20 protein-coding genes and 1 riboswitch are annotated in these 21,512 nt (G+C 38.4%); of the genes, 12 read left to right on the top strand and 8 right to left on the bottom strand.

Annotated features, from left to right (window positions below; translation table 11 throughout):
- From ACEW8U_RS01355 to ACEW8U_RS01340, 4 genes are all read right to left on the bottom strand, one after another.
- The coding region (locus ACEW8U_RS01355) for an alpha/beta hydrolase (protein WP_373520237.1) at nucleotides 1-825 on the bottom strand (825 nt) is incomplete at its 3' end.
- 132 nt (nucleotides 826-957) lie between these two features.
- Complete coding sequence (locus ACEW8U_RS01350; RefSeq protein ID WP_373520236.1) at nucleotides 958-2,319, bottom strand: serine hydrolase domain-containing protein; 1,362 nt, start codon at nucleotides 2,317-2,319, stop codon at nucleotides 958-960.
- A 410-nt stretch (nucleotides 2,320-2,729) separates the two neighbouring features.
- Nucleotides 2,730-3,485, bottom strand: coding sequence for a trans-aconitate 2-methyltransferase (locus tag ACEW8U_RS01345; RefSeq protein WP_373520235.1), 756 nt, complete (start codon nucleotides 3,483-3,485; stop codon nucleotides 2,730-2,732).
- Nucleotides 3,486-3,737: 252 nt separating this feature from the next.
- A complete protein-coding gene (locus ACEW8U_RS01340) occupies nucleotides 3,738-4,547 on the bottom strand; it encodes a M48 family metallopeptidase (protein ID WP_373520234.1) in 810 nt (269 codons plus the stop codon).
- A 96-nt stretch (nucleotides 4,548-4,643) separates the two neighbouring features.
- Between ACEW8U_RS01340 and ACEW8U_RS01335 the strand changes: the two genes are divergently transcribed.
- Both ACEW8U_RS01335 and ACEW8U_RS01330 read left to right on the top strand, forming a co-directional pair.
- Nucleotides 4,644-5,120, top strand: coding sequence for a DUF4442 domain-containing protein (locus tag ACEW8U_RS01335; RefSeq protein ID WP_373520233.1), 477 nt, complete (start codon nucleotides 4,644-4,646; stop codon nucleotides 5,118-5,120).
- Between the two features lie 263 nt (nucleotides 5,121-5,383).
- Nucleotides 5,384-6,436, top strand: coding sequence for a bile acid:sodium symporter family protein (locus ACEW8U_RS01330; RefSeq protein WP_373520232.1), 1,053 nt, complete (start codon nucleotides 5,384-5,386; stop codon nucleotides 6,434-6,436).
- Nucleotides 6,437-6,498: 62 nt separating this feature from the next.
- On the opposite strand, the gene ACEW8U_RS01325 is transcribed toward ACEW8U_RS01330, so the two are convergent.
- Nucleotides 6,499-7,179, bottom strand: a complete 681-nt coding sequence (locus ACEW8U_RS01325) for an ERCC4 domain-containing protein (RefSeq protein ID WP_373520231.1) — start codon at nucleotides 7,177-7,179, stop codon at nucleotides 6,499-6,501.
- A gap of 62 nt (nucleotides 7,180-7,241) precedes the next feature.
- Here ACEW8U_RS01325 and ACEW8U_RS01320 point away from each other — a divergent pair, with 62 nt between their 5' ends.
- Nucleotides 7,242-7,466 (top strand): UPF0175 family protein, encoded by a 225-nt coding sequence (locus ACEW8U_RS01320; RefSeq protein ID WP_373520230.1) that lies wholly within the window; start codon nucleotides 7,242-7,244, stop codon nucleotides 7,464-7,466.
- Between the two features lie 250 nt (nucleotides 7,467-7,716).
- On the opposite strand, the gene thiL is transcribed toward ACEW8U_RS01320, so the two are convergent.
- Together thiL and ACEW8U_RS01310 are read right to left on the bottom strand one after the other, a co-directional pair.
- The gene (gene thiL, locus ACEW8U_RS01315) at nucleotides 7,717-8,745 is read right to left on the bottom strand and encodes a thiamine-phosphate kinase (protein WP_373520229.1); all 1,029 of its coding nucleotides are present in this window, start codon (nucleotides 8,743-8,745) and stop codon (nucleotides 7,717-7,719) included.
- Nucleotides 8,746-8,755: 10 nt separating this feature from the next.
- Nucleotides 8,756-9,340 (bottom strand): hypothetical protein, encoded by a 585-nt coding sequence (locus tag ACEW8U_RS01310; protein ID WP_373520228.1) that lies wholly within the window; start codon nucleotides 9,338-9,340, stop codon nucleotides 8,756-8,758.
- A 242-nt stretch (nucleotides 9,341-9,582) separates the two neighbouring features.
- Between ACEW8U_RS01310 and ACEW8U_RS01305 the strand changes: the two genes are divergently transcribed.
- Entirely contained in the window at nucleotides 9,583-10,941 is a 1,359-nt protein-coding gene (locus ACEW8U_RS01305; RefSeq protein ID WP_373520227.1) for a DUF5723 family protein, read from the top strand.
- 104 nt (nucleotides 10,942-11,045) lie between these two features.
- Here the strand turns inward: ACEW8U_RS01305 and mce are convergent, their stop codons facing one another.
- Nucleotides 11,046-11,447, bottom strand: a complete 402-nt coding sequence (mce, locus tag ACEW8U_RS01300) for a methylmalonyl-CoA epimerase (RefSeq protein WP_373520226.1) — start codon at nucleotides 11,445-11,447, stop codon at nucleotides 11,046-11,048.
- A 90-nt stretch (nucleotides 11,448-11,537) separates the two neighbouring features.
- Between mce and ACEW8U_RS01295 the strand changes: the two genes are divergently transcribed.
- From ACEW8U_RS01295 to pth, 8 genes are all read left to right on the top strand, one after another.
- Nucleotides 11,538-11,864 carry a HesB/IscA family protein gene (locus ACEW8U_RS01295; protein ID WP_373520225.1) on the top strand — a complete coding sequence of 109 codons (327 nt, stop codon included), beginning with the start codon at nucleotides 11,538-11,540 and terminating at the stop codon, nucleotides 11,862-11,864.
- Between the two features lie 364 nt (nucleotides 11,865-12,228).
- Nucleotides 12,229-15,282: a SusC/RagA family TonB-linked outer membrane protein gene (locus tag ACEW8U_RS01290; protein ID WP_373520224.1), complete on the top strand. Its 3,054-nt coding sequence runs from the start codon at nucleotides 12,229-12,231 to the stop codon at nucleotides 15,280-15,282.
- Between the two features lie 12 nt (nucleotides 15,283-15,294).
- Complete coding sequence (locus tag ACEW8U_RS01285) at nucleotides 15,295-16,665, top strand: RagB/SusD family nutrient uptake outer membrane protein (protein ID WP_373520223.1); 1,371 nt, start codon at nucleotides 15,295-15,297, stop codon at nucleotides 16,663-16,665.
- A gap of 110 nt (nucleotides 16,666-16,775) precedes the next feature.
- Entirely contained in the window at nucleotides 16,776-17,870 is a 1,095-nt protein-coding gene (gene gcvT, locus ACEW8U_RS01280; RefSeq protein WP_373520222.1) for a glycine cleavage system aminomethyltransferase GcvT, read from the top strand.
- Nucleotides 17,871-17,941: 71 nt separating this feature from the next.
- Entirely contained in the window at nucleotides 17,942-18,661 is a 720-nt protein-coding gene (locus ACEW8U_RS01275) for a 2-phosphosulfolactate phosphatase (RefSeq protein ID WP_373520221.1), read from the top strand.
- Nucleotides 18,662-18,778: 117 nt separating this feature from the next.
- Nucleotides 18,779-19,705 (top strand): ribose-phosphate pyrophosphokinase, encoded by a 927-nt coding sequence (locus tag ACEW8U_RS01270; protein ID WP_373520220.1) that lies wholly within the window; start codon nucleotides 18,779-18,781, stop codon nucleotides 19,703-19,705.
- Between the two features lie 42 nt (nucleotides 19,706-19,747).
- Complete coding sequence (locus ACEW8U_RS01265) at nucleotides 19,748-20,320, top strand: 50S ribosomal protein L25/general stress protein Ctc (RefSeq protein ID WP_373520219.1); 573 nt, start codon at nucleotides 19,748-19,750, stop codon at nucleotides 20,318-20,320.
- A 227-nt stretch (nucleotides 20,321-20,547) separates the two neighbouring features.
- The gene (pth, locus tag ACEW8U_RS01260) at nucleotides 20,548-21,108 is read left to right on the top strand and encodes an aminoacyl-tRNA hydrolase (protein ID WP_373520218.1); all 561 of its coding nucleotides are present in this window, start codon (nucleotides 20,548-20,550) and stop codon (nucleotides 21,106-21,108) included.
- A 281-nt stretch (nucleotides 21,109-21,389) separates the two neighbouring features.
- Nucleotides 21,390-21,497: riboswitch (SAM riboswitch) on the top strand.
- The last annotated feature ends 15 nt before the right edge of the window (nucleotides 21,498-21,512 follow it).

The raw sequence follows: 21,512 nt of genomic DNA, 5'->3' as shown, positions 1-21,512 counted from the left end.
TGGTAAAACGGAATGGTGATCTGCGTTTTCGTATTGTCTATAAGTCATTTTTAATTTCCCGTTCTTTTCCGAGTTTATTTTCTCGACCAGAATACCCATTGGTTCTTTCATCATTTTAATTTCTGCTGTTCCCATTGCAGTAAACATTTTGGATTCTCTTTTACTAACTATGGATGCTTTATCCCGAAATATTTCTGAATCGTTCCACCATACAGAAGGTGCAAGCAAAATGTAATTGGAAAACAAATCACTGTTATTTAAATAAGAATAAAAACCCAACAAGCCGCCTAACGAATGCCCTAATAAGCCCCTTGATGCACTGTCCACCTTATAATCGCTTTCTATAGATGGAATGATTTGCTGCTTAAAAAATTGCAGAAATTCTTCTGCTCCACCGGTTGTTGCTTCATCTAATGGGATTTTCCCAAAATTAATTTTATAATTTAAATTATATTTGGAAGGTGTAAAGTCCATATTTCTTTGTCGGTTCCAAGCTTGTTCATCACCAACTGAAGAAATACCAACCAAAATCACATCTTCCATATTATTTGATTTGGTTTTATTGGACAAGCTTAATATTCGGTAGCATCCCGAAACCAAATCTTTCAGCCACCAAGCATCCAAATAGTAAAGGATTTTATATTCTTTTTCTTTCTGGTAATCCAGTGGCAGTGTGATTATTAAATTGTAAAGTTGACCATTGCCTCTTTTAATTTCTCTGGTGTCCGTGGTCGGTTCTACGCTATCGAATGTATAGTTTTGCGCATGAGACTGGGAAGCTGTATAAAAGATCGTGATAATTAATAGGAACGAATATTTGTTCATAAAATGATAGTTTGATAAATAATAGTGCTTTATGGGTTTGGCCCAATCTTAAACTCCAAATCCTATTTACTTGTTTTTGAGGGTAATGATGTTTCAATCCTGGAGATTCTCTCAGAATGTGTTGCGTTCGGGTTATTTAATCTTCTTCCATTCCGTTATTCCATTTTGGTCGGCAGTAAACCCAGTTATTGAGCCCTCTTTATTCCTCGTGAAATGAATCAGCGCGTTTACAGCTTTAGATTCCATTTTGTCTTTTTCTATAACTGTCAGTCTTGTTCCAGTTCCTCTTGCCTCAGGAAAGTCTAGCAATAGCACATCATCAACCATAAAGATTTCAATAAGCCTAGAATCACCTATAAGTTGGTAGGTTCCAAAATACGCTGCGTATTTGCCATACTCCAATTGATTCCTATCCTCAATTTCCAATGGCGTTCCAAGAACAACGCTGGCTAGATAATTAGCAACTTCTTCTGTTCTTTCCAATGATTTGTTTGATAATATGCATACAAATAAATCTTCAGTGGGAAGATAAAGACCTGAACTGGTAAATCCGTAAAGGTTTCCTCCGTGTTGAATGGTCTTATGCCCTAATAAGTCTTTTATAAAAAATCCATAGCCATATCCAGTTCCTGTTCCTGAGTTCGTGTGTTTCTCTGATATTAAACTTTGAACCACAAAATCGCTCAGAAATGTTCTGTTCTTTAACTCCCGATTCCATATGAGTAAGTCATCAGCTGTAGACACAATGGCTCCAGCTGCATAGGGAACCGATCCTACAATTTTGGGAGAAGAAATCAGCTCGCCTTGATAAGATCGATATCCGTTTGAAATGCGCTTCCTTTTTGTTTCATCAGTGTACCACAAGCTAGTTGAACTCATATTTAAAGGTTCAAATAGATTCACCCTTAAGTACTCCTTGAGTGACATACCCGAAACTTGCTCTATGACAACTCCAAGAAGAGGATAATTGGAATTACTGTAGTGAAAATTGCTGCCTGGTTCAAACGCTAAAGGTTGGTTCATATAATATGAAATGAGTTGTTCAGGTGTATGTTCCTGTGAAAGTAAATGCATTTCATCTTCATCAATGTCAAAGAATTCAGGGATGCCAGACGTTTGAGATAGAAGATGATGAATAGTCACAGGGTATTCTTTATTTGGAAAGTAATCGACATATTTTTGAATAGGATCATCAAGTGAAACTTTACCTTGTTCTACTAACTGAAGCACTGCGGTTGAAGTAAATTGCTTAGTCATTGAGCCTATCTGGAAGATCATATCGGTTTTGATAGTCTTCCTTTTTTTAATATCTGAGCGTCCAAATGCTCTTTTGAAGATTATCTGATTGTTTTTCATAATCAGAATTACTGCTCCTGGGCTATTTCCAGCATATTCTTTTTTCAGAAAATTCTCAATTGTCTGATTTTGAGTAGTCTGTGCGTAAAGTGCAACGCTTAACGTGTTTGCTAAAAAAAATACTAGGATTAATTTCATATTCATTAGTCTGTAGTATTTGCGATTGATTTCAATTATAGTGACAACCAGGACGCACAATTTGTTTATTATATGCTATCTTTTTGGGCTACTTACTAAATAATTTTAGCTAATCCGAGAATTCTATACTTTTATTTATAAACATAACCATTCACCAATAAACAAAAATACCCTCATCAGGGTATTTTTACTACTGTGGATTATGGAGAATGCCTCTTAATTTCAGGAAATTCTTAGTGAATGGGCGATTCCTATTTATTAAAAAACCCCTATTCAGGATAAAACCTTTGCTATCTGACATCTATCAATAGCGTCCTGCTTTAGCTGGAAGATTCCAGAAGATCCTATTCTCTTTGGGCTTTAGCCAAATTAAATAAACCCCATGCTTCCCTTTCAGCCAAAAATCATTCTCAATTTTCTTTAATTGCCTTAATCCTCAACCTGACATAATCAGCATACCAATTTCCATTTTTGAGGTTGGACGATCTTAACTTATCCTCTACTTCCAATAATATCCTGTCAATAATTGATTGATCTATTCCTTCCAAAAAAGTTTTGCCGAACATATAGATCCAGTTTTGGATTCCGTCATTCTCTTTCAGCAAAGTATCCCTGTCAAAATGGGCGGCCCAGGTTACCCTAAATCCCTTATCCTCCAATAAAGCCGCATACGCTGCAAGCGAAGGAAAATACCAGACTTTTTTGTCAGCTTGATCCATGAAACCATTTTTTTTCAACACAGAACGCAATGCCTCTTCAATATTTCCTATATTCCCTTTACCTCCAAACTCTGCTACAAATCGACCTCCTTTTTTCAAACTGGTATAAATGCATTCCACTACTTTCTCATTTTCCAAAACCCAATGCAAGGTGGCATTTGAGAATACAGCATCGAATTGGTCTTCCAATTGAAAACTCTCGGCAGGCATAATCCTAAAATCAATTTGGGGATATTTTTCTCGGGCTTTGGCGATCATTTCCGGGGAACTATCAATCCCCAACACCCTAGCTCCAGAATTCCGGATAATCTCCGCCAAATCCCCGGTTCCGCAACCCAAATCCAATATATGCTCACCTGCTTGGGGATCCAGCAAGTGGACTACATCCTCCCCGTATTTGGACACAAAATCATGTTTCTGGTCATAAAGACCTGTATTCCACTTCATAATGATGTTGTTTAATTATTATGATATAGATAGGATCCGAAGGCTGAAAATCCCTTCATATTATCTCAATCAAAAAGCCCGAACATCAGACCGGGCTTTTTGATTATATTTTCATTGAGTTCTTCCCAAATTTATATTTCTGCACTCATCGTTCAATCTCAACTGCCCCTACGGAAAAGCCATCTCATGATTCAAATCTCAGGTCTTAAATCTCAGGTCTTAAATCTAAAATCTTAAATCTAAAATCTCCCCCTACTTCTGCTTATTACTCTTCTCATAATATTTCATTGCTTCAGGCATCTGTTTGTTCAGCTCGTCCTTTCTGCGATTCGGTCCTGGGTGAGTAGATAAAAACTCCGGTGGTTCGGCACCAGAACGGCCCTCACCCATCCTATCCCAGAAACCGGGGGCTGTTCTTGGATCGTATCCTGCTAAGGCCATAAAATTCAATCCCAATTGATCAGCTTCCAATTCATGTCTTCTTGAAAATGTCAACATACCCAACTGTCCACCAACACCAAATGCTTGTAGAAACAGGTTTTGCATCAGTGATGGATTTTGTCCCATGGCTACCTGAGCACCTCCAATAAGGCCATTCATCACCATCCCATTAGACATCCTTTCTCTACCATGGTTGGCAATGGCATGTGCCACTTCATGTCCCATGACTACTGCCACACCTGTTTCATCTCTACATATCGGCATGATACCTGTGTAGAAGGCAACTTTTCCTCCGGGCATACACCAAGCATTGATCATGTCTCCCTCAATCAGATTAAATTCCCAAGCAAAACCCTGTAATTCCTTTTCAAGACCTTGTTCTGTCATGTATATCCTTACTGCATCTGCAATCCTTTTTCCTACACGGACTACCATTTGTCCTTGGGCTGTGTTGGTTACGATTTTACTTTCTTTCAATACATCACTATATTGAACATACGCCATGGGCAACAACTCTTCATTGCCTACCAAGGCCAATTGGTTTCTTCCACTCATCGGGACTTTGGCACAGGAATACACCACAATAACCAAGGCCAATAAAAACATGATTTTCTTTAACATATACTTATATTTTGCCCGAAAGTCACCAAAAAAGATGCCATTTCAAAAAGGTGATTTAATTTTTGTTTAATTTGACAACTAATTAAATATATCGAAATGAATCCCGAAGCCAAGAAATACATCAACCGTATGAGTAACCCTTTTATTTTTTGGTGGGCCATGCTTTTCAAACTGCCTTCCGTTGTTTTTTGGAGATTAAAAATTAAAAAAATCAGTCCTGAAGAATGTTGGGTATCCATCCCCTATTTCTGGCGAAGTCAAAATCCATTTAATTCCATATATTTCGCTGCAATGGCAGGTGCCGCAGAATTGAGTACCGGAGCACTATGCCAATTGGCTATGACAGGAAAAGGAAAATTCAGCATGTTGGTAGTTGATTTCCGAGCTGAATATCATAAAAAAGCCAACCAAAAAATCACATTTGTCTGTAATCAGGGAACTGAACTGACTCAATTACTGGACAGCTTAGAACCCGGGGACACTTCCACCTTGACCATGGTTTCCTCAGGTACTAATCCTGGGGGAGAAATGGTTGCAAAGTTTTTTGTTACTTGGTCTTTTAAAAGAAAATGAAGAGGTTTTGTAGGGTAGATTTTAGATTTTAGAAGGTAGAATTTAAAATTGGCTTTAGGTAGCGATTGGGATTGGATTTCTGGAGGGTAGAATTTGGTACTGAAAGGGTTTTTGAATTTGATTTTTGACCAATGGTTTTAGAATCCGAGTTTTTGATTTTAGATTGTCGGTTGATTCAAACCTAAATAAACCACACGTTGAAACCAATCGTATTTAAAACCCTATTGTGGTCCTCTTTACCAGTTCTATTATTGGCAGGGATCATGCATTTAACTAAAAATGTGGATTTTGTTGCCCCCTTCTTGATTTTGTTTTTCGTTTTGTTGGGAATTGGTTTTAGGGGGTTTGATAGGCTCAAAGGCTTCACATACACCATCATGATTTTTGCCTCAGTTACAGCTGCGATGTTCTATCCAGCAATTTTTCAGGAAATGGGTGGTTTCAAATTAAGCGGATTAATTACTCCGTTGCTTCAGATCATCATGTTTGGAATGGGCACATCTATGAGCCTTAGGGATTTTCATGGAGTGGTAAAAATGCCAAAAGGTGTTTTAATAGGTGTGATGTGTCAGTTTTCTATCATGCCTTTTATCGGATATACTTTAGCAAAATCTAGTGGATTCCCGCCTGAGATTGCTGCAGGAATGATTTTGATAGGTTGCTCCCCGAGCGGTATGGCTTCCAATGTCATGAGCTTTTTGGCGAAAGCAAATTTAGCATTATCAATCACCATCACAGCCATTACCACGATGTTGGCACCTTTTATCACACCTGTCCTGATGGGTTGGTTGGCCGGAGAATTTGTGGAAGTAAATGTTTGGGGAATGTTCATGGATATTGTGAAAATTGTAATTATACCCATTGGGGCAGGATTACTGTTCAACAAATACCTGGGAGGAAAAATGAAATGGCTTGACGCCGCCATGCCGCTAGTTTCAATGATCGGTATTGCAGTGATCATCGTAATCATTACCGCAGCAGGAAGAGATAATCTGATGACCATTGGACCATTGTTGATTCTTTTGGTCGCTTTCCACAACTTAAGTGGTTATACTTTGGGTTATTGGATGGGAAAACTCTTTAGGATGAATGAAAGCGATTGCAGAACAATTGCCCTTGAAGTAGGCATGCAAAATGCAGGATTAGCCTCAGGATTGGCCAAGGAAATGGGTAAAATTGCGACTGTTGGTTTGGCTGCCGCAGTATTTGGTCCGATGATGAACATCACAGGTTCCGTGTTGGCTTCTTATTGGCATAGAAAACCACCTAAAGATGAAATAGATTCAGAAATTGAAGAAACTGAAAAGATTGTCTAATTCCACAAAAAAAGTCAATTCTTAATTTCACCTGAACTTTCTACGGATGTTCAAATGAACAATTAACCATCAAGAATTTCCCTGAACTTCAGTGCAGAAATTCTTCCCAATCCCGGTACTCCCAAAAGTTCTTTAAAATCTGCCTCAAAGATATCCTTTAAGCTTCCAAAATGATCCAATAATCTTTCTGCCCTGTCCACTCCAATTCCGGGAAAGCCTTCCAAAATATGAATCTTTTGTTTTAGTAACTGGTCTCTTCCCTTTTTAAAATTCCCTTTCCTGGGATAAATTCTTTGGTTTTGAAGCCTGTCCTTTGTCAGTTGTTTATATCCCTGCAACATGATTGAAACAGTTTCTTTGATTCCTTTGGACTGGAGAATTGGAATTTTAAATCCTAGGCTGATTGCAACCAAAATACCTTGAATGGCTGAAACAGAAAAATCAGTTTCTTTAAAATCCTTTTGCCTCCCCTCCAAAATTAATATTGATGGAATTTTCCCATTTGCAAGTTTGCTGACTTGCTTAAACAGCCTACCATCTTTGACTGAAGCACAGAAATCAAAAACGGTTTTTCTCTCCACCAATAAATCCTTGTCAAAAATATAATCCCCCACATCCAACCTTTTTCTCTGCACCAACAAATTCCCCTTTGCCAGTAATTCCTTTTCAATAGCTATAGGTTCCCTGTCATCAATAATAACCTCCAAAGGATAAAAATAAGATGATTTGATAAGTCTCGACATGGTTAAGATTCAAGATTTAGAAAATAAAATTTCTTATATTTAGAACAATAAACAAATAGAATATGAAGATTTCCCTTGAAAATTTTCCGGAAGTGGGATTAGATGAAAAAGATATCAAACTAGAACTCAGTGTTGCTTTATACAAAAGAGGTAAGTTTTCTATTGGCCAAGCATTTAACTTTGCCGGGATTGATAGAATTCAATTTTTAAAGGAGTTAACCAAAAGGAATGAAACTGTTAACTATGATCTCGAAGATTTAAACATTGATTTGGTCAACCTGAAATAAAAAAAAACATCTTAACCGTACTTTTTTATGTTTAGGCTATGAGTCTGATATTACCAATCGTCCCTTTAGGGACATTATATGGGTAAAATAAACGGTCAATTAATCTATATTTGTGCCTTTAGGTACCAAATATATCCTGTACCTAAAGGCACGGAAATCTCGTAAAACCAAACTCCTTTTACCCATATTTTGTCCCTAAAGGGACATTTTCACCCTTGATTTGAATGAAAATGAAGGTGGTAAAAAAAATTCAGAAATGTTTCCAGCCTTGCGCCTTTAACTGCACAGCTGTACCACTTTTAGTAACCAAAAACTTTCCTTCTTCCTCCTTGGTCACATGACCGATGAAATGGATGTCGGGATGTTTTTCCAGTTTTTCGAAATCCTTTTGATTAATGGTAAACAATAATTCGTAATCCTCTCCCCCATTTAATACACAGGTAATCGGATCCAAATTCAGTTCCACAGCGGTATCAAAAGTCTGTTTGTCAATGGGCAATTTGTCTTCATAGATGGTGACACCGACTTTTGAAGCTTTACAGATATGAAACAATTCAGAAGCCAAGCCATCTGAAACATCCATCATACTACTTGGCACAATTCCCATTTCCCGCAATTCATGAATAATATCCATTCTTGCCTCGGGTCTTAATTGTCTTCCCGTGACATAGCTATATTTATCTAATTCAGGCTTCATATCAGGATTTGCCAAATAGACCTGCTTTTCCCTTTCCAATATCTGCAATCCTACCAAAGCACCACCTAAATCTCCTGTGACACAAATAATATCATTTACCTTTGCACCTGAACGGTAACTCAATAACTCTTTTTTACTCTCTCCAATGGCAGTCACGGAAATTACCAGACCTGACCGGGAAGCTGTGGTGTCCCCTCCTATGACATCTACTCCATAATGTTCGGCAGCTGCATTGATTCCTGCATATAGGGCATCTACCGCCTCTACTGAAAATCTATTGGATAGGGCAATACTCACAGTAATCTGCTTTGGAACAGCATTCATGGCCGCTACATCAGAGACATTGACCGCAACGGCCTTAAATCCAATATGGGGCAAGGGCGCGTAAGACATATCAAAATGAACCCCTTCCAATAATAAATCAGTCGTCACCACTTTGACATGGTCACCGGCATCAATGACTGCTGCATCATCACCGATTCCTTTGATTGTAGAAGAGTTTTTGATGATTATATTTTCATTCAGATGGTCAATCAGACCAAATTCACCTATTTCAGAGATTTCAGTTCTTTCTTCGGACATAGTTGTAATTTCATTGCTTGGTTGGAAATGCAAAGATACTCCTAATTCCCAATTGCGTCATACCATCCCAATTGGTTGGAAAAAATGGGTTGGCGTTGAAGGTGGGGACAACCAATAAAGCATTCTTATCTCCCAAATTGAACTCCTTGCCAACTCCTAATGAGAATCCAAGACGAAAAAAACCGAAGGACTCTCTACTTGCTTGGGATAAATTGGGTCCAAATTGCAGTAAGAACCTTTTGGGTAGCCAAACCCTGAGATTGGCTGGAATTATCCATTGATTCATTGCATCATTATAAGAAGGGTTAGATGTGCCAAGGGGGAAAGTTGGTGTCACCCTAAATTGAGTATTGGAATACAACAATCCTGTCTCAAATTCCCATTTATCAGATAATGTTTTTAAGTAAAGAAAACCAATATCAAAAAAATACCTTCCACTATAACTAGGAGCTCCATCAGCATAACTTGGAATGTAATAGGGATTGCCATAAGAGACCTGTAATCCAAACCTACTCCCACCAACATCTTGGGCAAAAGATTTTTGATTGACTAAAAATACAAAAATAAACACTGGGACGATCGTAGCAATTTTCATAGCAACTCAAAATTAAACTAAACATGATTCTAGAAACAATTCCAAATATCAAAAAAATATAGTTTCAAAGGATAAATACTCAAAAATCAATAAAGAATGAGGTATGAAATGCCTTCATTCTTTTTTAGTTTTTGATAACATGTTTTAAAGAAAAATAAAATAAACCTGTTTCTTTTTTTATCCTTGATTTTGATCTAACTTTTAACGCTAATTTCTTAAGAAACACTTTTAAATAAATCACTATGAATCTTTTAATTAGATCTATTGCCTTTTTATTTATGTTTGTTTTATTTTCTCCTTATGGCCATTCACAATCCTATATAGGGAATACCTTGGATAATTATTCCGGAGTGCATTCTCTCCTTCTCAACCCGGCCAATGTAGTAGGATCAAAAACCAAATTTGAGTTCAATATCCTATCTGCAAGTGCTTTTGTCGGGAATGACTACCTGAGTGTGGACTTCACAGATATCAAAAATTTCAGTGATGGTTTTTCGTTTGATTCTGATGTTGCAAAAACACCGACTGACAGGAATAATTTTTTCGGAAATGCAGATCTAATTGGTCCTTCCATCATGTTTAGGTTGAATAAAAAAAGCAGCATTGGCATAAGTACCAGGGTAAGGACATTTTTCAATCTGCACAATATCAGTGGGTTGATTTATGAAAGTATTTCTGAAGGTTTTGATTCACAATCTGATTTTCAAGCAGAAATGGAAAACCTGTCAGGAAATATCCATGCCTGGGGAGAATTTGGGCTTACTTACGGCAGAATTATTCTTGACGATGAATCAAAACGTTTGAAAATCGGCACGACATTGAAATACCTTGGCGGTGCCGGTGGACTTTTCACCTCAAGTCCACAATTAAGTGCAGCATTTAACTCAAGTGCAGGCATACTCACCACGGGTGGTTCACTGGATTATGGTTATACTTCAGGCTTTGAAACAGGAGAAATCCAGTTTTCTGATTTTACAGGAGGGTTTGGAGCAGATTTAGGGATAGTATATGAATTAAGGTCAAAAAATAAGTTTCCTGTTGACTCTGCGTATTTACAAAAACCTTACAAACTTCGTTTTGGGATTTCTATATTGGATATCGGTGCTATCAATTACCAAGACGTTTCTGAGTTTGGTTATAATTTGAACGGTACTATAGATGTTGCAGAGTTTGACGAAAAAGATTTAGAAGAAGTGCTGAATGATAATTATCAAGGTACAGAAGTAATTGGAAACACGTCAATTGGCCTTCCTACTTCCCTTCAGGCATTTGTAGATTATAGCGTTACAAGGAGGTTTTTCCTAAGTCTCCACGCAGGTTATTCTCTTAGAAGCGCTACAACCTTCAAAGTTAACAATATCATTAATACCCTTTCTGTTACGCCCAGATTTGAATCCAAATGGATCAGTATTTACAGTCCATTGAGTCTAAGGCAGTTCCAATCAGGTATTCTTTGGGGAGTAGGATTGAGAACAGGTCCATTCATGATAGGATCCGGATCATTGTTGTCAAATCTCCTGTCAAGCACATCAAAAAGCACTGATGTCTTTATTGGACTAAAGGTGCCAATATTTAAAGATAAAGCAAGAAATCTCAAATAATTAGGATTTAGGCTTTCCTGATCCCAGTTCCATATTCTCAATACGGAATATACTTGGATTTAACATATGGTCTAAACGAAAATATTATAGTTGGATAAAAAGATTTATAATTTATCCTGGCACAACTCCACCAAAACCCCATTGGTAGACCTGGGATGTAAAAAAACCACCAATTTGTTATCAGCCCCTTCTTTTGGAATATCATTCAAAATCTCAAATCCTTCGGCCCTCAACCTTTCCATTTCCTTAAAGATATCTTCCACATCAAAGGCGATATGATGGATTCCCTCAGCTTTTTTTTCGATAAATTTCGAGATGGGACTATCTCCTCTTGTGGCTTCCAAAAGTTCAATTTTAGTATCCCCTATCAGAAAAAAAGCAGTTATTACACCCTCTCCCTCAACCTTTTCTGTTTTGTAATGTGCCGATCCCAATAATTTCCTGAACAGCTCATTTGATTTTTGAAGGTCCCGAACTGCGATACCCAAATGTTCGATTTTTCTCATCTTGATATTTTTTTATCTTTGTTGTTGAATCATTTCAAAATGAAGCATGTTAAATTGATGTTTGTAAATATGACTTAATAATTTAAAGATATGATAATCGTTTCGGAAAAGGCAAAAGAAAGAATCCTTGAATTGAAAAAAGAGGAAGGACGGGCAGAAGAAGAAAATATTAGGGTTTCAGTAAAAGGAGGAGGATGTTCAGGATTAATGTACGACCTCGGTTTCGATGGTACTACGGTGGAATCTGACCATATTTTTGAGGACAAGGGAGTCAAAATCATCGTCGATAGGAAAAGTTTACTGTATTTGGCAGGCACCATCCTAGAATTTTCAGATGGACTGAACGGAAAAGGTTTCCAATTCGTCAACCCAAATGCCTCAAGAACCTGCGGTTGCGGAGAAAGTTTTTCAGTTTAAAAGAAACTTTAAAAAATTCAATTTTAAGCCAGTTTTTAAAAACTGGCTTTTTTATTAATAATATTTTAATCAAACCATCATAGCATTGCGAAAAAACACACCTATTGGATTTAAACTTACAAATTGTATAATAATATCAAGCTTTTTGATCAAATAGTCCTGCCAGTTACACAAATTTTTTCAATACAAATTTTTAATTCAAAAATTATATTTACTAGTCATTTTCAATCTTTTTATTAAAAAATGCGAGAAATAAATTTCAATTTAAATTTCATTCTAAAGGAAAATGTTTTTTAACTTACATGATTATTAATTCCTTTTATTATTTTACTTAAATAAATTATTTACTAAAACTAAACCATTTATGACAAAAAATTTACTGAGCGCTTTTCTTTGTTTCTTTTTGATGGGAAGCATTGCAAATGCACAATCTAAAACAGTTACGGGGACTGTGATTTCTATCGAAGATAATTTACCCCTGCCCGGGGTGAATGTGATCATCAAAGGAACTACTTCCGGTGCTGTTACGGATTTGGATGGAAATTATTCCATTCAGGCAGCATCAAACCAGACATTGGTTTTCTCTTTTGTCGGTTTTGAATCACAGGAAGCCTTAATAGGAAACCGCAGTGTAATCAACATCAATATGCAGATTGATGCAAAGACGCTTGGCGAGGTGGTTGTGACTGGTTTTGGATCAATTACCAAAGGAGACCTTACTGGAAACATTGTTTCCATCAAAGGTGCAGAAATCGCCAATATTCCGGTTCCAAACTTTCAGGAAGCTCTTCAGGGAAGATTAGCCGGTGTCTTCGTGGAATCTTCAAGTGGTAAATTGGGTGAGGGTGTGAAAATAAGGGTGAGAGGTACTACTTCCATTTCAGGTGGCAACGAGCCCCTGTATATCATTGATGGTCTTCCCGTTACCTCAGGAGGTGCAATCGGTCTGTTCAACCCCTTGGCAGATATCAATTTCAATGATATAGAGTCATTTGAAGTATTGAAAGATGCCTCAGCGGCTGCTATTTATGGAGCAAGAGCTGCTAATGGTGTGGTCCTGATCACGACCAAGTCAGGTGCCAAAGGCAAAACAAAATTTAATGTAGGGATTCAAAGAGGAGTTTCATCTCCGACAAGAAAGCGAGAGTTCTTAAATGCTTCTGAGTTTGTGGAGCTGATAAGGGAAGCTGGATACAACAATGACCTAAGAAATGGATTAGACCCAATCAATAACCCAGGTGACTTTGAAGATTCTGATCTGGAGTTCGTAGAAAGCAGATTGAACCGATACTCGGGTTGGTCAGACTGGAGGACTTTGGAAACAGATACAGATTGGCAGGAACAGGCATTCAATCCAGATGCAGGAGTCACCAATGTCAACTTTTCAGCATCAGGAGGTGATGATAAAACAAAATTTTATTTCAGTACTGCCTATGACAAGCAGGATGGTATTATGATCAGAAATGATTTTGAAAGGATTTCATTAAGGTTGAACCTTGACCATCAGGTGAATGAGCGATTTACTTTGGGCGCGAATCTAGGCATCAGCAGAACAAGAAACAATAGATTGGCTGATGACAATCAGTTCAACAATCCCATACAGTTGGTTGCCTTAGCTCCTATCACACCCATCAGGGATCTTGATGGCCAATTGTATGACCGTCCCACAGCGACTTATTACAACAACTTGATTGATTCAGAGAATGCACAGTGGTTGAACACCTCTTTCAGAAATATCTCCAATATATATGGAGAGTATAAATTCACTGACAAACTGAGATTTAGAAGTGAATTCGGTGTGGATGTCATGAACCAAAACGAGGAGCAATTCTTCGGATCCAGAACCAATCTAGGGTTATCCACCAATGGTTTTGCAAGGTCCCGATGGCTGAGAATATTCAATTACAATACCAACAACTACTTTACTTATACCAATACCTTCGCTGAAAAGCACAACTTGGAAGTTGTAGCCGGGATGCAGTTCCAGAAATCAGAGGATAACTTTACCAGAGTAGAAGGACAGGAATTTCCTTTGGATGAGTTAAGGACGTTGGCTTCTGCCGCAGAGATTACAGGAGGTACTTCCACATTTACCAATTTTACATTCTTATCCTATTTTGCAAGAGCGAATTATAGATTTGCAGGCAAGTATCTGGCGACAATTAGTGGAAGAATCGATGGATCTTCAAGGTTTGGGGACAACAATAAATATGGTTTCTTCCCGGCCGCTTCCGTAGGCTGGATTGTTTCCGAAGAATCATTCCTCAAGGATAATGACGCTTTGAGCTTATTGAAATTGAGAGCATCCTATGGATTGACCGGAAATGCCGAAATCGGAAATTTTGACCATTTGGGTCTTTATGGTCCGGTATCATATGCACTGTTACCGGGATTAAGACCAACCCAAATTCCAAACCCAAATCTTAACTGGGAAAAAACCGCTCAGTTTAATGTCGGTATCGAATTCGGACTTTTCAGAGACCGAATTACAGGTGAGATTGATTACTACAACAAAGACACCCGTGACCTGTTATTGAATGTACCTGTACCGGCGACCTCTGGTTTTGAAATTCAAAGACAAAATATCGGTAGGATGCAAAATTATGGATTTGAATTGATCCTGAACGGTGCCATACTCAGCAAACAGAATTTTAGCTGGAATGCATCTTTTAACATGGCCAGAAATGTCAATACTGTCAAAGAATTGGCGCCGGGGCAGGTGTCTATTCCCCCTTCAGACTCAAGATATCTTAATGGAATATTCATAGATCAACCGATAGGTGTGTTTTATGGTCCAAAATATGCCGGAGTAGATCCTGCAAATGGTGATGCACTCTACTATCTCAATGAAGAATTGACCGAGACCACCAATGAGTACAATGATGCCGCAAGAATGGTGGTGGGTGACCCAAATCCAAGGTTCATCGGTGGAATCACCAATAATTTTACCTTCGGTGATTTTGATGCCAGCTTCCTTTTCCAAGGTGTATTCGGCAATGACATTTTTGATGGTGGCGGCGGATTCTTCGCTGCCAATGGTGATTGGTTTGATAACTCTACCAGAGATCAATTGGCAAGGTGGCAGAATCCCGGTGACATTACCATGATACCACAGGCAAGATTGGGAGAATGTAACGGTTGCAATGCTTCCAGCAGATACCTTTCTGACGGGAGTTATGTAAGACTTCGGACACTGACAATAGGTTATACTTTACCATCCTACTTGATCAGTAAAATGAAAATTTCCACTGCAAGATTTTACTTCACAGGCCAAAATCTCCTGACTTTCACCAAATATGCAGGATGGGATCCTGAAGTGAATGCAGATTACCTGGCAAGCAATGTTTTCCAGGGAAATGATTTCTATTCAGCTCCACAGGCTAAAATTTTCACATTGGGTCTTAATGTTGGATTCTAAATAGATACTAAAATGAAGAAATATATAACAATAGCGATATTAGGGCTTTCTACTGTTTTCAGTAGCTGTAACGATGAGTTATTTCTCACCCCTTTTCAGAGTATTGACCAGAGCATCGCACTCAGTAATGATGCCAATGTCAAAAGTGTTTTGATCGGAGCATATGCTGAAACAAGAAGTGTTGCGCTTTATGGCGGAAGGCTTCAACTGTATGCTGAGATGCTGGGTGCAAACGGTGAAGTGAGATGGGAAGGGACTTTCAATGAGCCTAGGGAGATCTTCAATAAATCAATATTTGTCAACAACTCCTTTGTAGAAGGTACTTGGTCAACAGCCTACAGTGCCATCAACATCGCAAACAATGTTCTTAGCGCTTTGGATGTAGTCAATGAAGGCGATAGAGACAGGGTGAGAGGGGAAGCTTTGTTCTTGAGAGGTTCAATGTACTTTGAACTGATCAAACTTTATGGTTTACCTTTTGTCGCCGGAAATCCAGCTACTAATCTTGGTGTTCCATTGGTACTTGCTCCTACCAGAGAGATTAATGATGACAGTTTTGTAAGCAGGAATACTGTTGAGGAGATTTATACCCAAATTTTGAGTGATCTGACCCAAGCAGAAAGTCTTCTGCCTCCATCAAATAGTTTCTTGGCCAATTCCTATGTCACCGCAGGCCAACTTTCGAGAGTGTATCTTCAAATGGAAAGATTTGGTGATGCCAGAGATGCCGCCAACAGAGCAATTACCATTGCTACAGGTGAAGGTAAAATGTTGATCCCTGACTACATGTCCGCTTTCAACAATGAGAGCAATACAGTTGAAGATCTGTATGCTATTCAAGTAAATACTCAAGATCCTGCTAACAACATGTTCCTGTTCTATTCCTTACCTGAATTTGGTGCTAGAGGTGGTGATGTGGCAATCCTGGCAAATCACCTGAATCAATATGAATTAGGTGATAGAAGATTGACCCAGTTTTTTACAGGTGCAGGTGAATTGAGAACTGCCAAATGGAGAGATCAATTCAGGAATGTAAAGGTGATAAGGCTTGCCGAGATGTACCTGACACGTGCAGAAGCCAATTTCAGGGAAAGTACCGCAATCGGAGACACTCCATTGAATGATATCAACCGAATCAGGGCAAGGGTAAATCTTCCGGCAAAGACTACTTTGACTTTAGCGGAGATTTTGCAGGAAAGAAAAGTGGAATTGGCTCATGAAGGTCATATTATACATGATGTCAAAAGAACCCGAGGTTCGATCAATGACAATACAGGATCTGATGTATTTCCGTTTGATAGCCCCAGAATGGTATTCCCCATTCCTCAAAGAGAAATGGATGCCAATCCAAATCTGGTACAAAATCCGGGTTACGGAAATTAAAAAAACCAACCTAAAAAAAAAGCCACCAAAGAAGGTGGCTTTTTTTTTTGCCCTGTTCGCTATACTACTCCGCATTACTTACCTTTGCGATCAGATAACCAAACCCATTTATGACAGAATCAATCAAAAAAGTCCCACTCAATGACCTCCATGAAGCTTTGGGAGCCAAAATGGTTCCTTTTGCAGGTTTTAATATGCCTGTGAGATACTCATCGGATATTGAGGAACACAAAACTGTGAGAGAAGGAGTAGGCGTATTTGATGTTTCACACATGGGGGAATTTATGGTCAAGGGACCAAAAGCCTTGGATCTGATCCAAAAGGTAACCTCAAATGATGCTTCCAAACTGGTCATTGGGCAGGCTCAATACAGCTGTTTCCCCAATGACAAAGGCGGAATAGTGGATGATTTGATTGTCTACAAAATGGGGGAAGAAGAATACATGTTGGTGGTCAATGCCTCCAATATCGAAAAAGATTGGAACTGGATCAATCAACATAATGATATGGGTGCCGAATTGGAAAACATTTCGGATATCCTTTCCTTATTTGCCATTCAAGGTCCAAAGGCAATTGAAGCCGTTCAGCCCCTCACCTCCGTTGATCTTTCTGGCATCAAGTTTTACCATTTTACCAAAGGGGATTTTGCAGGAGTCAATGATGTCATCATTTCTGGAACGGGATATACCGGTGCAGGAGGATTTGAGATTTATGTGAGAAATGAAGATGCCGAATTAGTTTGGAAAGCGATTTTTGATGCTGGAAAAGAATTTGGGATCAAACCTATTGGACTCGGAGCTAGAGACACGCTTAGGCTGGAAATGGGTTATTGTCTATATGGAAATGACATCACCGATGAAACCTCTCCTCTTGAGGCAGGTTTGGGATGGATTACCAAGTTCACCAAGGACTTTATCAATAGTGATAATCTGAAAAAACAAAAAGATAATGGGATAGATAAAAAATTGGTTGGTTTTATCATAAATGAAAAAGGAATTCCCCGATCCCACTACCCTATTGTGAACAATACTGGTGAAATCATTGGAGAAGTCACATCAGGTACAATATCCCCATCGATGGGTGTAGGGATAGGCCTTGGATATGTAAAGTCTGAATATGCATTGCCAGGAACAGAGATTGCCATAACTGTAAGGAATAAAAACCTTCCTGCAACAATTGAAAAACTTCCGTTATACAAAAAATAAGACAATCTAATTTATAACCTCGCCATTGACCTTACTATTTCAATGCCGAGGTTTTTTATTGAATTTTAAAAATGAAAAAAGTTGAAATTTGCCTTAGTCCCGAATTGCTTCACCTGTATGATATCAAAGATAAAAATGTTGTGATAGTTGATATATTTAGGGCAACTTCCACCATGATGGCTGCTTTGGCAAATGAGGTGATCTCCATTACTCCTGTTTTGAATTTGGAATCATGCAGATTGCTGGAAAAAGATGGATATGTAATTGCTGGGGAAAGAGATGGCAAAACAGCTGAAGGATTTTCCTTGGGGAACTCTCCTTTAGCCTATTTAGAAAAAAAGTTTTCAGGAAAGAAAATTGCAATGACTACCACTAATGGAACTGTTGCTATAGAAAAAACAAAGAGTTTTGCCAAAAACATCATACTTGGTGCTTTTGTAAACCTCAGTTCAACAGCGGAATATCTAATATCCCTAGAAGGAGATGTGCTGATACTCTGTGCAGGTTGGAAAGGGAAATTTAACCTTGAAGATTCCCTCTTTGCTGGCGCTTTAGTAAGCAATCTACATCCTCATTTTGAAACTGATTGTGATACATCCATAGCTATGAGAGCACTCTATGAGGGAAATGAACATAGAATGCGAATTTTTATGGGACAAGCCTCCCATGCCAAAAGGCTCCAAAATCACAATATTGAGGCTGATATTGATTTTTGTCTTTCACAGAACATTTATGATTTCATTGGAATATTGAAAGATGGAAAACTCATTTCCCAAAAGATTGAAAATTAAAACTGACCAAATAATATATTACAATCCTCATTATCAGATTCACATTGCCACCAAATTTACATACCTTTGTTGGCGTTCCGAAATCAATCATTTCACTGCAAAATATCCCATCACAACATGACCGAGGTTAAACTCTTTTCCGGTACCAACAGCCACCTTCTTGCCGAAAAAATAGCAAAAAATTACGGAAAAAGTCTAGGAGATCTGACCATCTCCAAATTCAGTGACGGAGAGATGTCACCCAGCTACAATGAGTCTGTAAGGGGTTGTACGGTATTTTTGATTCAAACTACAAATCCAAATGCTGATAATCTCATGGAATTATGTTTGATGATCGATGCCGCTAAAAGGGCAAGTGCCTATAAAGTTTGTGCTGTAGTTCCTTATTATGGATATGCCAGGCAAGACAGAAAAGACAGACCAAGGGTTTCTATAGCAGCAAAATTGATTGCCAATATGTTAACCTCCGCCGGTGCAGATAGGATCATGACCTGTGACCTTCATGCCGGCCAAATTCAAGGTTTTTTTGATATACCTTTGGATCATTTAAACGGATCAGCTATTTTTGTGCCCTATTTGGAAAGGCTCAATTTGGACAACTTGCTTTTTGCTGCACCCGATGTTGGTGGTGTTGCTAGAGCAAGGTCTTACGCCAAGCATTTTGAAGTAGAAATGGTGGTCTGTGACAAGCACAGAAAAAGAGCCAATGAAGTGGCGTCCATGCAGGTAATCGGGGATGTTGAAGGGAAGGATGTCATCCTTATTGATGATTTGGTAGATACCGCAGGCACATTGTGCAAGGCAGCCCAGATTATTATGGATAAGGGAGCTACTTCAGTAAGGGCAATAGCTACTCACGGAGTACTTTCAGGAAATGCCTATGATAATATAGAAAATTCCCTTCTCAAGGAACTTGTGATTACAGACACGATCCCTATGAAAAGACAATCATCAAAAATCAGGGTCTTGTCCGTGGCAGACCTTTTTGCAAAAGCCATCCATGCAGTGACCGGAAATACTTCCATCAGTGCATTGTTTATTTAATGAATTACTTAATCAATTATATATACTTAAATTAAAAATTTTATGAAATCATTAGAGATTATAGGGTTTAAAAGAGCAAATCTCGATAACCAGGAATTGACCCAAATCCGTCAGGATGGTAATGTTCCATGTGTAGTTTATGGACCTGCTATTAAAGAACAAATCCATTTCTACTCTCCTGCTATTTTGTTCAGAGACTTGGTGTACACTCCAGAAGTCCACATGGTTGATCTGAACATTGAAGGCGAAAAAATGAAAGCGGTATTGAAGGATTCTCAATACCACCCAGTTTCAGACGTTTTGTTGCATGCTGATTTCTTGGCATTCAGTCCTGACAGACCAATCAAGTTTGAAATACCAGTTGTAATCAAAGGTACATCTCCAGGTATCATCAAAGGTGGTAAACTTGAGATCAAAACAAGAAGATTAGCTGTCAAAGGTTTGGCAGGAAATCTTCCTGATAGTATTGAAGTCGATATCAATAACTTGGATTTGGGTAAATCATTTAGAGTTGGTGATTTGAAAGTAGAAGGCTTTGAAATTCTTACCAGCCCAAATGTTTCCATAGTTACCATTGGTATTCCAAGAGCACTTAGAGGCAAAAAAGCTGAGTAATCAGACTTTTAAAACGATAAAATCAAATCCTGCTTAACCTTAAGCAGGATTTTTTATTTTTGTACAGCTTTTATCTAATTATAATTGACAGCATTTTACCCCGTAAAAAAGATAGACTTTCAAATTGCTGAATTAAATATCTATTCAAGCTTTCTTCGGTCTTCCGACTTCTGTCACATATATAAGATAACCAGCATCATTTCAATTAATCATTACTACAATAGAAAATGAAATATCTCATCGTGGGACTTGGTAATATCGGTCCTGAATATGAACTGACCAGACATAATGTAGGCTTTTTGACCGTTGATAGATTGGCTGACCAACAAGGTGTCCAATGGAAAAGTGATAGACTTGCATTTACCGCTCATTTTAAATACAAAAGCAGACAGATCCATCTGATCAAACCTACTACCTACATGAATCTCAGCGGAAAATCAGTCAACTATTGGATGAAAGAGCTGAATATTCCTAAAGAAAACGTGTTGGTCATCGTAGATGACGTGGCACTTCCTTTTGGCAAATTGAGAATGCGAGGTAAAGGTTCTGCTGCCGGTCATAATGGCCTCAAAAATATAGAAGATTTAACAGGTGGTCAGGATTATCCCAGGTTGAGATTCGGCATTGGTGATGATTTCCCAAAAGGAAGGCAGATAGAATATGTCCTCGGCAGATGGTCCCAAAAAGAAATAGACGAACTTCCCATTTTCATGGACAAAGCAATTGAAATGGTTCTTTCCTTTTGTACTGTTGGTATCAATATGACGATGACGCAGTTTAATGAGTGATTAGACTTGAGATGCTAGACTTGAGACGTGAGACTTGCGAATTTTAGATTTTAGAGGGTAGATTTTAGATTGCGGGTCATTGCGCCTGCCGTTGGTAGGAGGAGCACTTTCATTGAACTTAATAATGGGGTATTACATTGTGCGACGTGACAATCTCTGATTTTATTTCCACCATATTTCAATGATATATCTACCTTATTTTCATTCAATAAAAAAGAATTACGGATAATCTTTTGAAATCCACTCTTTGAAAACTTACTTTGCATTCACTTCAGGAAACTGATTTATAAAGAAGAGGTGAGAGAACAGGCTCGAAGACCCTCTGGCAACCACCCCGACACATCGGGAAAGGTGCCAAAACCTGCCCGTCCAATCGGGAACTATAAATTAGAGATTATGCCATT

The organism is Aquiflexum sp. (genome assembly GCF_041751335.1).
In the GTDB taxonomy this organism is placed as follows: domain Bacteria; phylum Bacteroidota; class Bacteroidia; order Cytophagales; family Cyclobacteriaceae; genus Aquiflexum.
This window is presented reverse-complemented; position numbering and strand designations above follow the sequence as displayed.

What these genes read in the sequence shown, in the direction of transcription:
- ACEW8U_RS01350 (WP_373520236.1), bottom strand. Translation starts at nt 2,319, where the DNA reads ATGAAATTAATCCTAGTATTTTTTTTAGCAAACACGTTAAGCGTTGCA.
- ACEW8U_RS01345 (WP_373520235.1), bottom strand. Translation starts at nt 3,485, where the DNA reads ATGAAGTGGAATACAGGTCTTTATGACCAGAAACATGATTTTGTGTCC.
- ACEW8U_RS01340 (WP_373520234.1), bottom strand. Translation starts at nt 4,547, where the DNA reads ATGTTAAAGAAAATCATGTTTTTATTGGCCTTGGTTATTGTGGTGTAT.
- ACEW8U_RS01335 (WP_373520233.1), top strand. Translation starts at nt 4,644, where the DNA reads ATGAATCCCGAAGCCAAGAAATACATCAACCGTATGAGTAACCCTTTT.
- ACEW8U_RS01330 (WP_373520232.1), top strand. Translation starts at nt 5,384, where the DNA reads ATGCATTTAACTAAAAATGTGGATTTTGTTGCCCCCTTCTTGATTTTG.
- ACEW8U_RS01325 (WP_373520231.1), bottom strand. Translation starts at nt 7,179, where the DNA reads ATGTCGAGACTTATCAAATCATCTTATTTTTATCCTTTGGAGGTTATT.
- ACEW8U_RS01320 (WP_373520230.1), top strand. Translation starts at nt 7,242, where the DNA reads ATGAAGATTTCCCTTGAAAATTTTCCGGAAGTGGGATTAGATGAAAAA.
- thiL (WP_373520229.1), bottom strand. Translation starts at nt 8,745, where the DNA reads ATGTCCGAAGAAAGAACTGAAATCTCTGAAATAGGTGAATTTGGTCTG.
- ACEW8U_RS01310 (WP_373520228.1), bottom strand. Translation starts at nt 9,340, where the DNA reads ATGAAAATTGCTACGATCGTCCCAGTGTTTATTTTTGTATTTTTAGTC.
- ACEW8U_RS01305 (WP_373520227.1), top strand. Translation starts at nt 9,583, where the DNA reads ATGAATCTTTTAATTAGATCTATTGCCTTTTTATTTATGTTTGTTTTA.
- mce (WP_373520226.1), bottom strand. Translation starts at nt 11,447, where the DNA reads ATGAGAAAAATCGAACATTTGGGTATCGCAGTTCGGGACCTTCAAAAA.
- ACEW8U_RS01295 (WP_373520225.1), top strand. Translation starts at nt 11,538, where the DNA reads ATGATAATCGTTTCGGAAAAGGCAAAAGAAAGAATCCTTGAATTGAAA.
- ACEW8U_RS01290 (WP_373520224.1), top strand. Translation starts at nt 12,229, where the DNA reads ATGACAAAAAATTTACTGAGCGCTTTTCTTTGTTTCTTTTTGATGGGA.
- ACEW8U_RS01285 (WP_373520223.1), top strand. Translation starts at nt 15,295, where the DNA reads ATGAAGAAATATATAACAATAGCGATATTAGGGCTTTCTACTGTTTTC.
- gcvT (WP_373520222.1), top strand. Translation starts at nt 16,776, where the DNA reads ATGACAGAATCAATCAAAAAAGTCCCACTCAATGACCTCCATGAAGCT.
- ACEW8U_RS01275 (WP_373520221.1), top strand. Translation starts at nt 17,942, where the DNA reads ATGAAAAAAGTTGAAATTTGCCTTAGTCCCGAATTGCTTCACCTGTAT.
- ACEW8U_RS01270 (WP_373520220.1), top strand. Translation starts at nt 18,779, where the DNA reads ATGACCGAGGTTAAACTCTTTTCCGGTACCAACAGCCACCTTCTTGCC.
- ACEW8U_RS01265 (WP_373520219.1), top strand. Translation starts at nt 19,748, where the DNA reads ATGAAATCATTAGAGATTATAGGGTTTAAAAGAGCAAATCTCGATAAC.
- pth (WP_373520218.1), top strand. Translation starts at nt 20,548, where the DNA reads ATGAAATATCTCATCGTGGGACTTGGTAATATCGGTCCTGAATATGAA.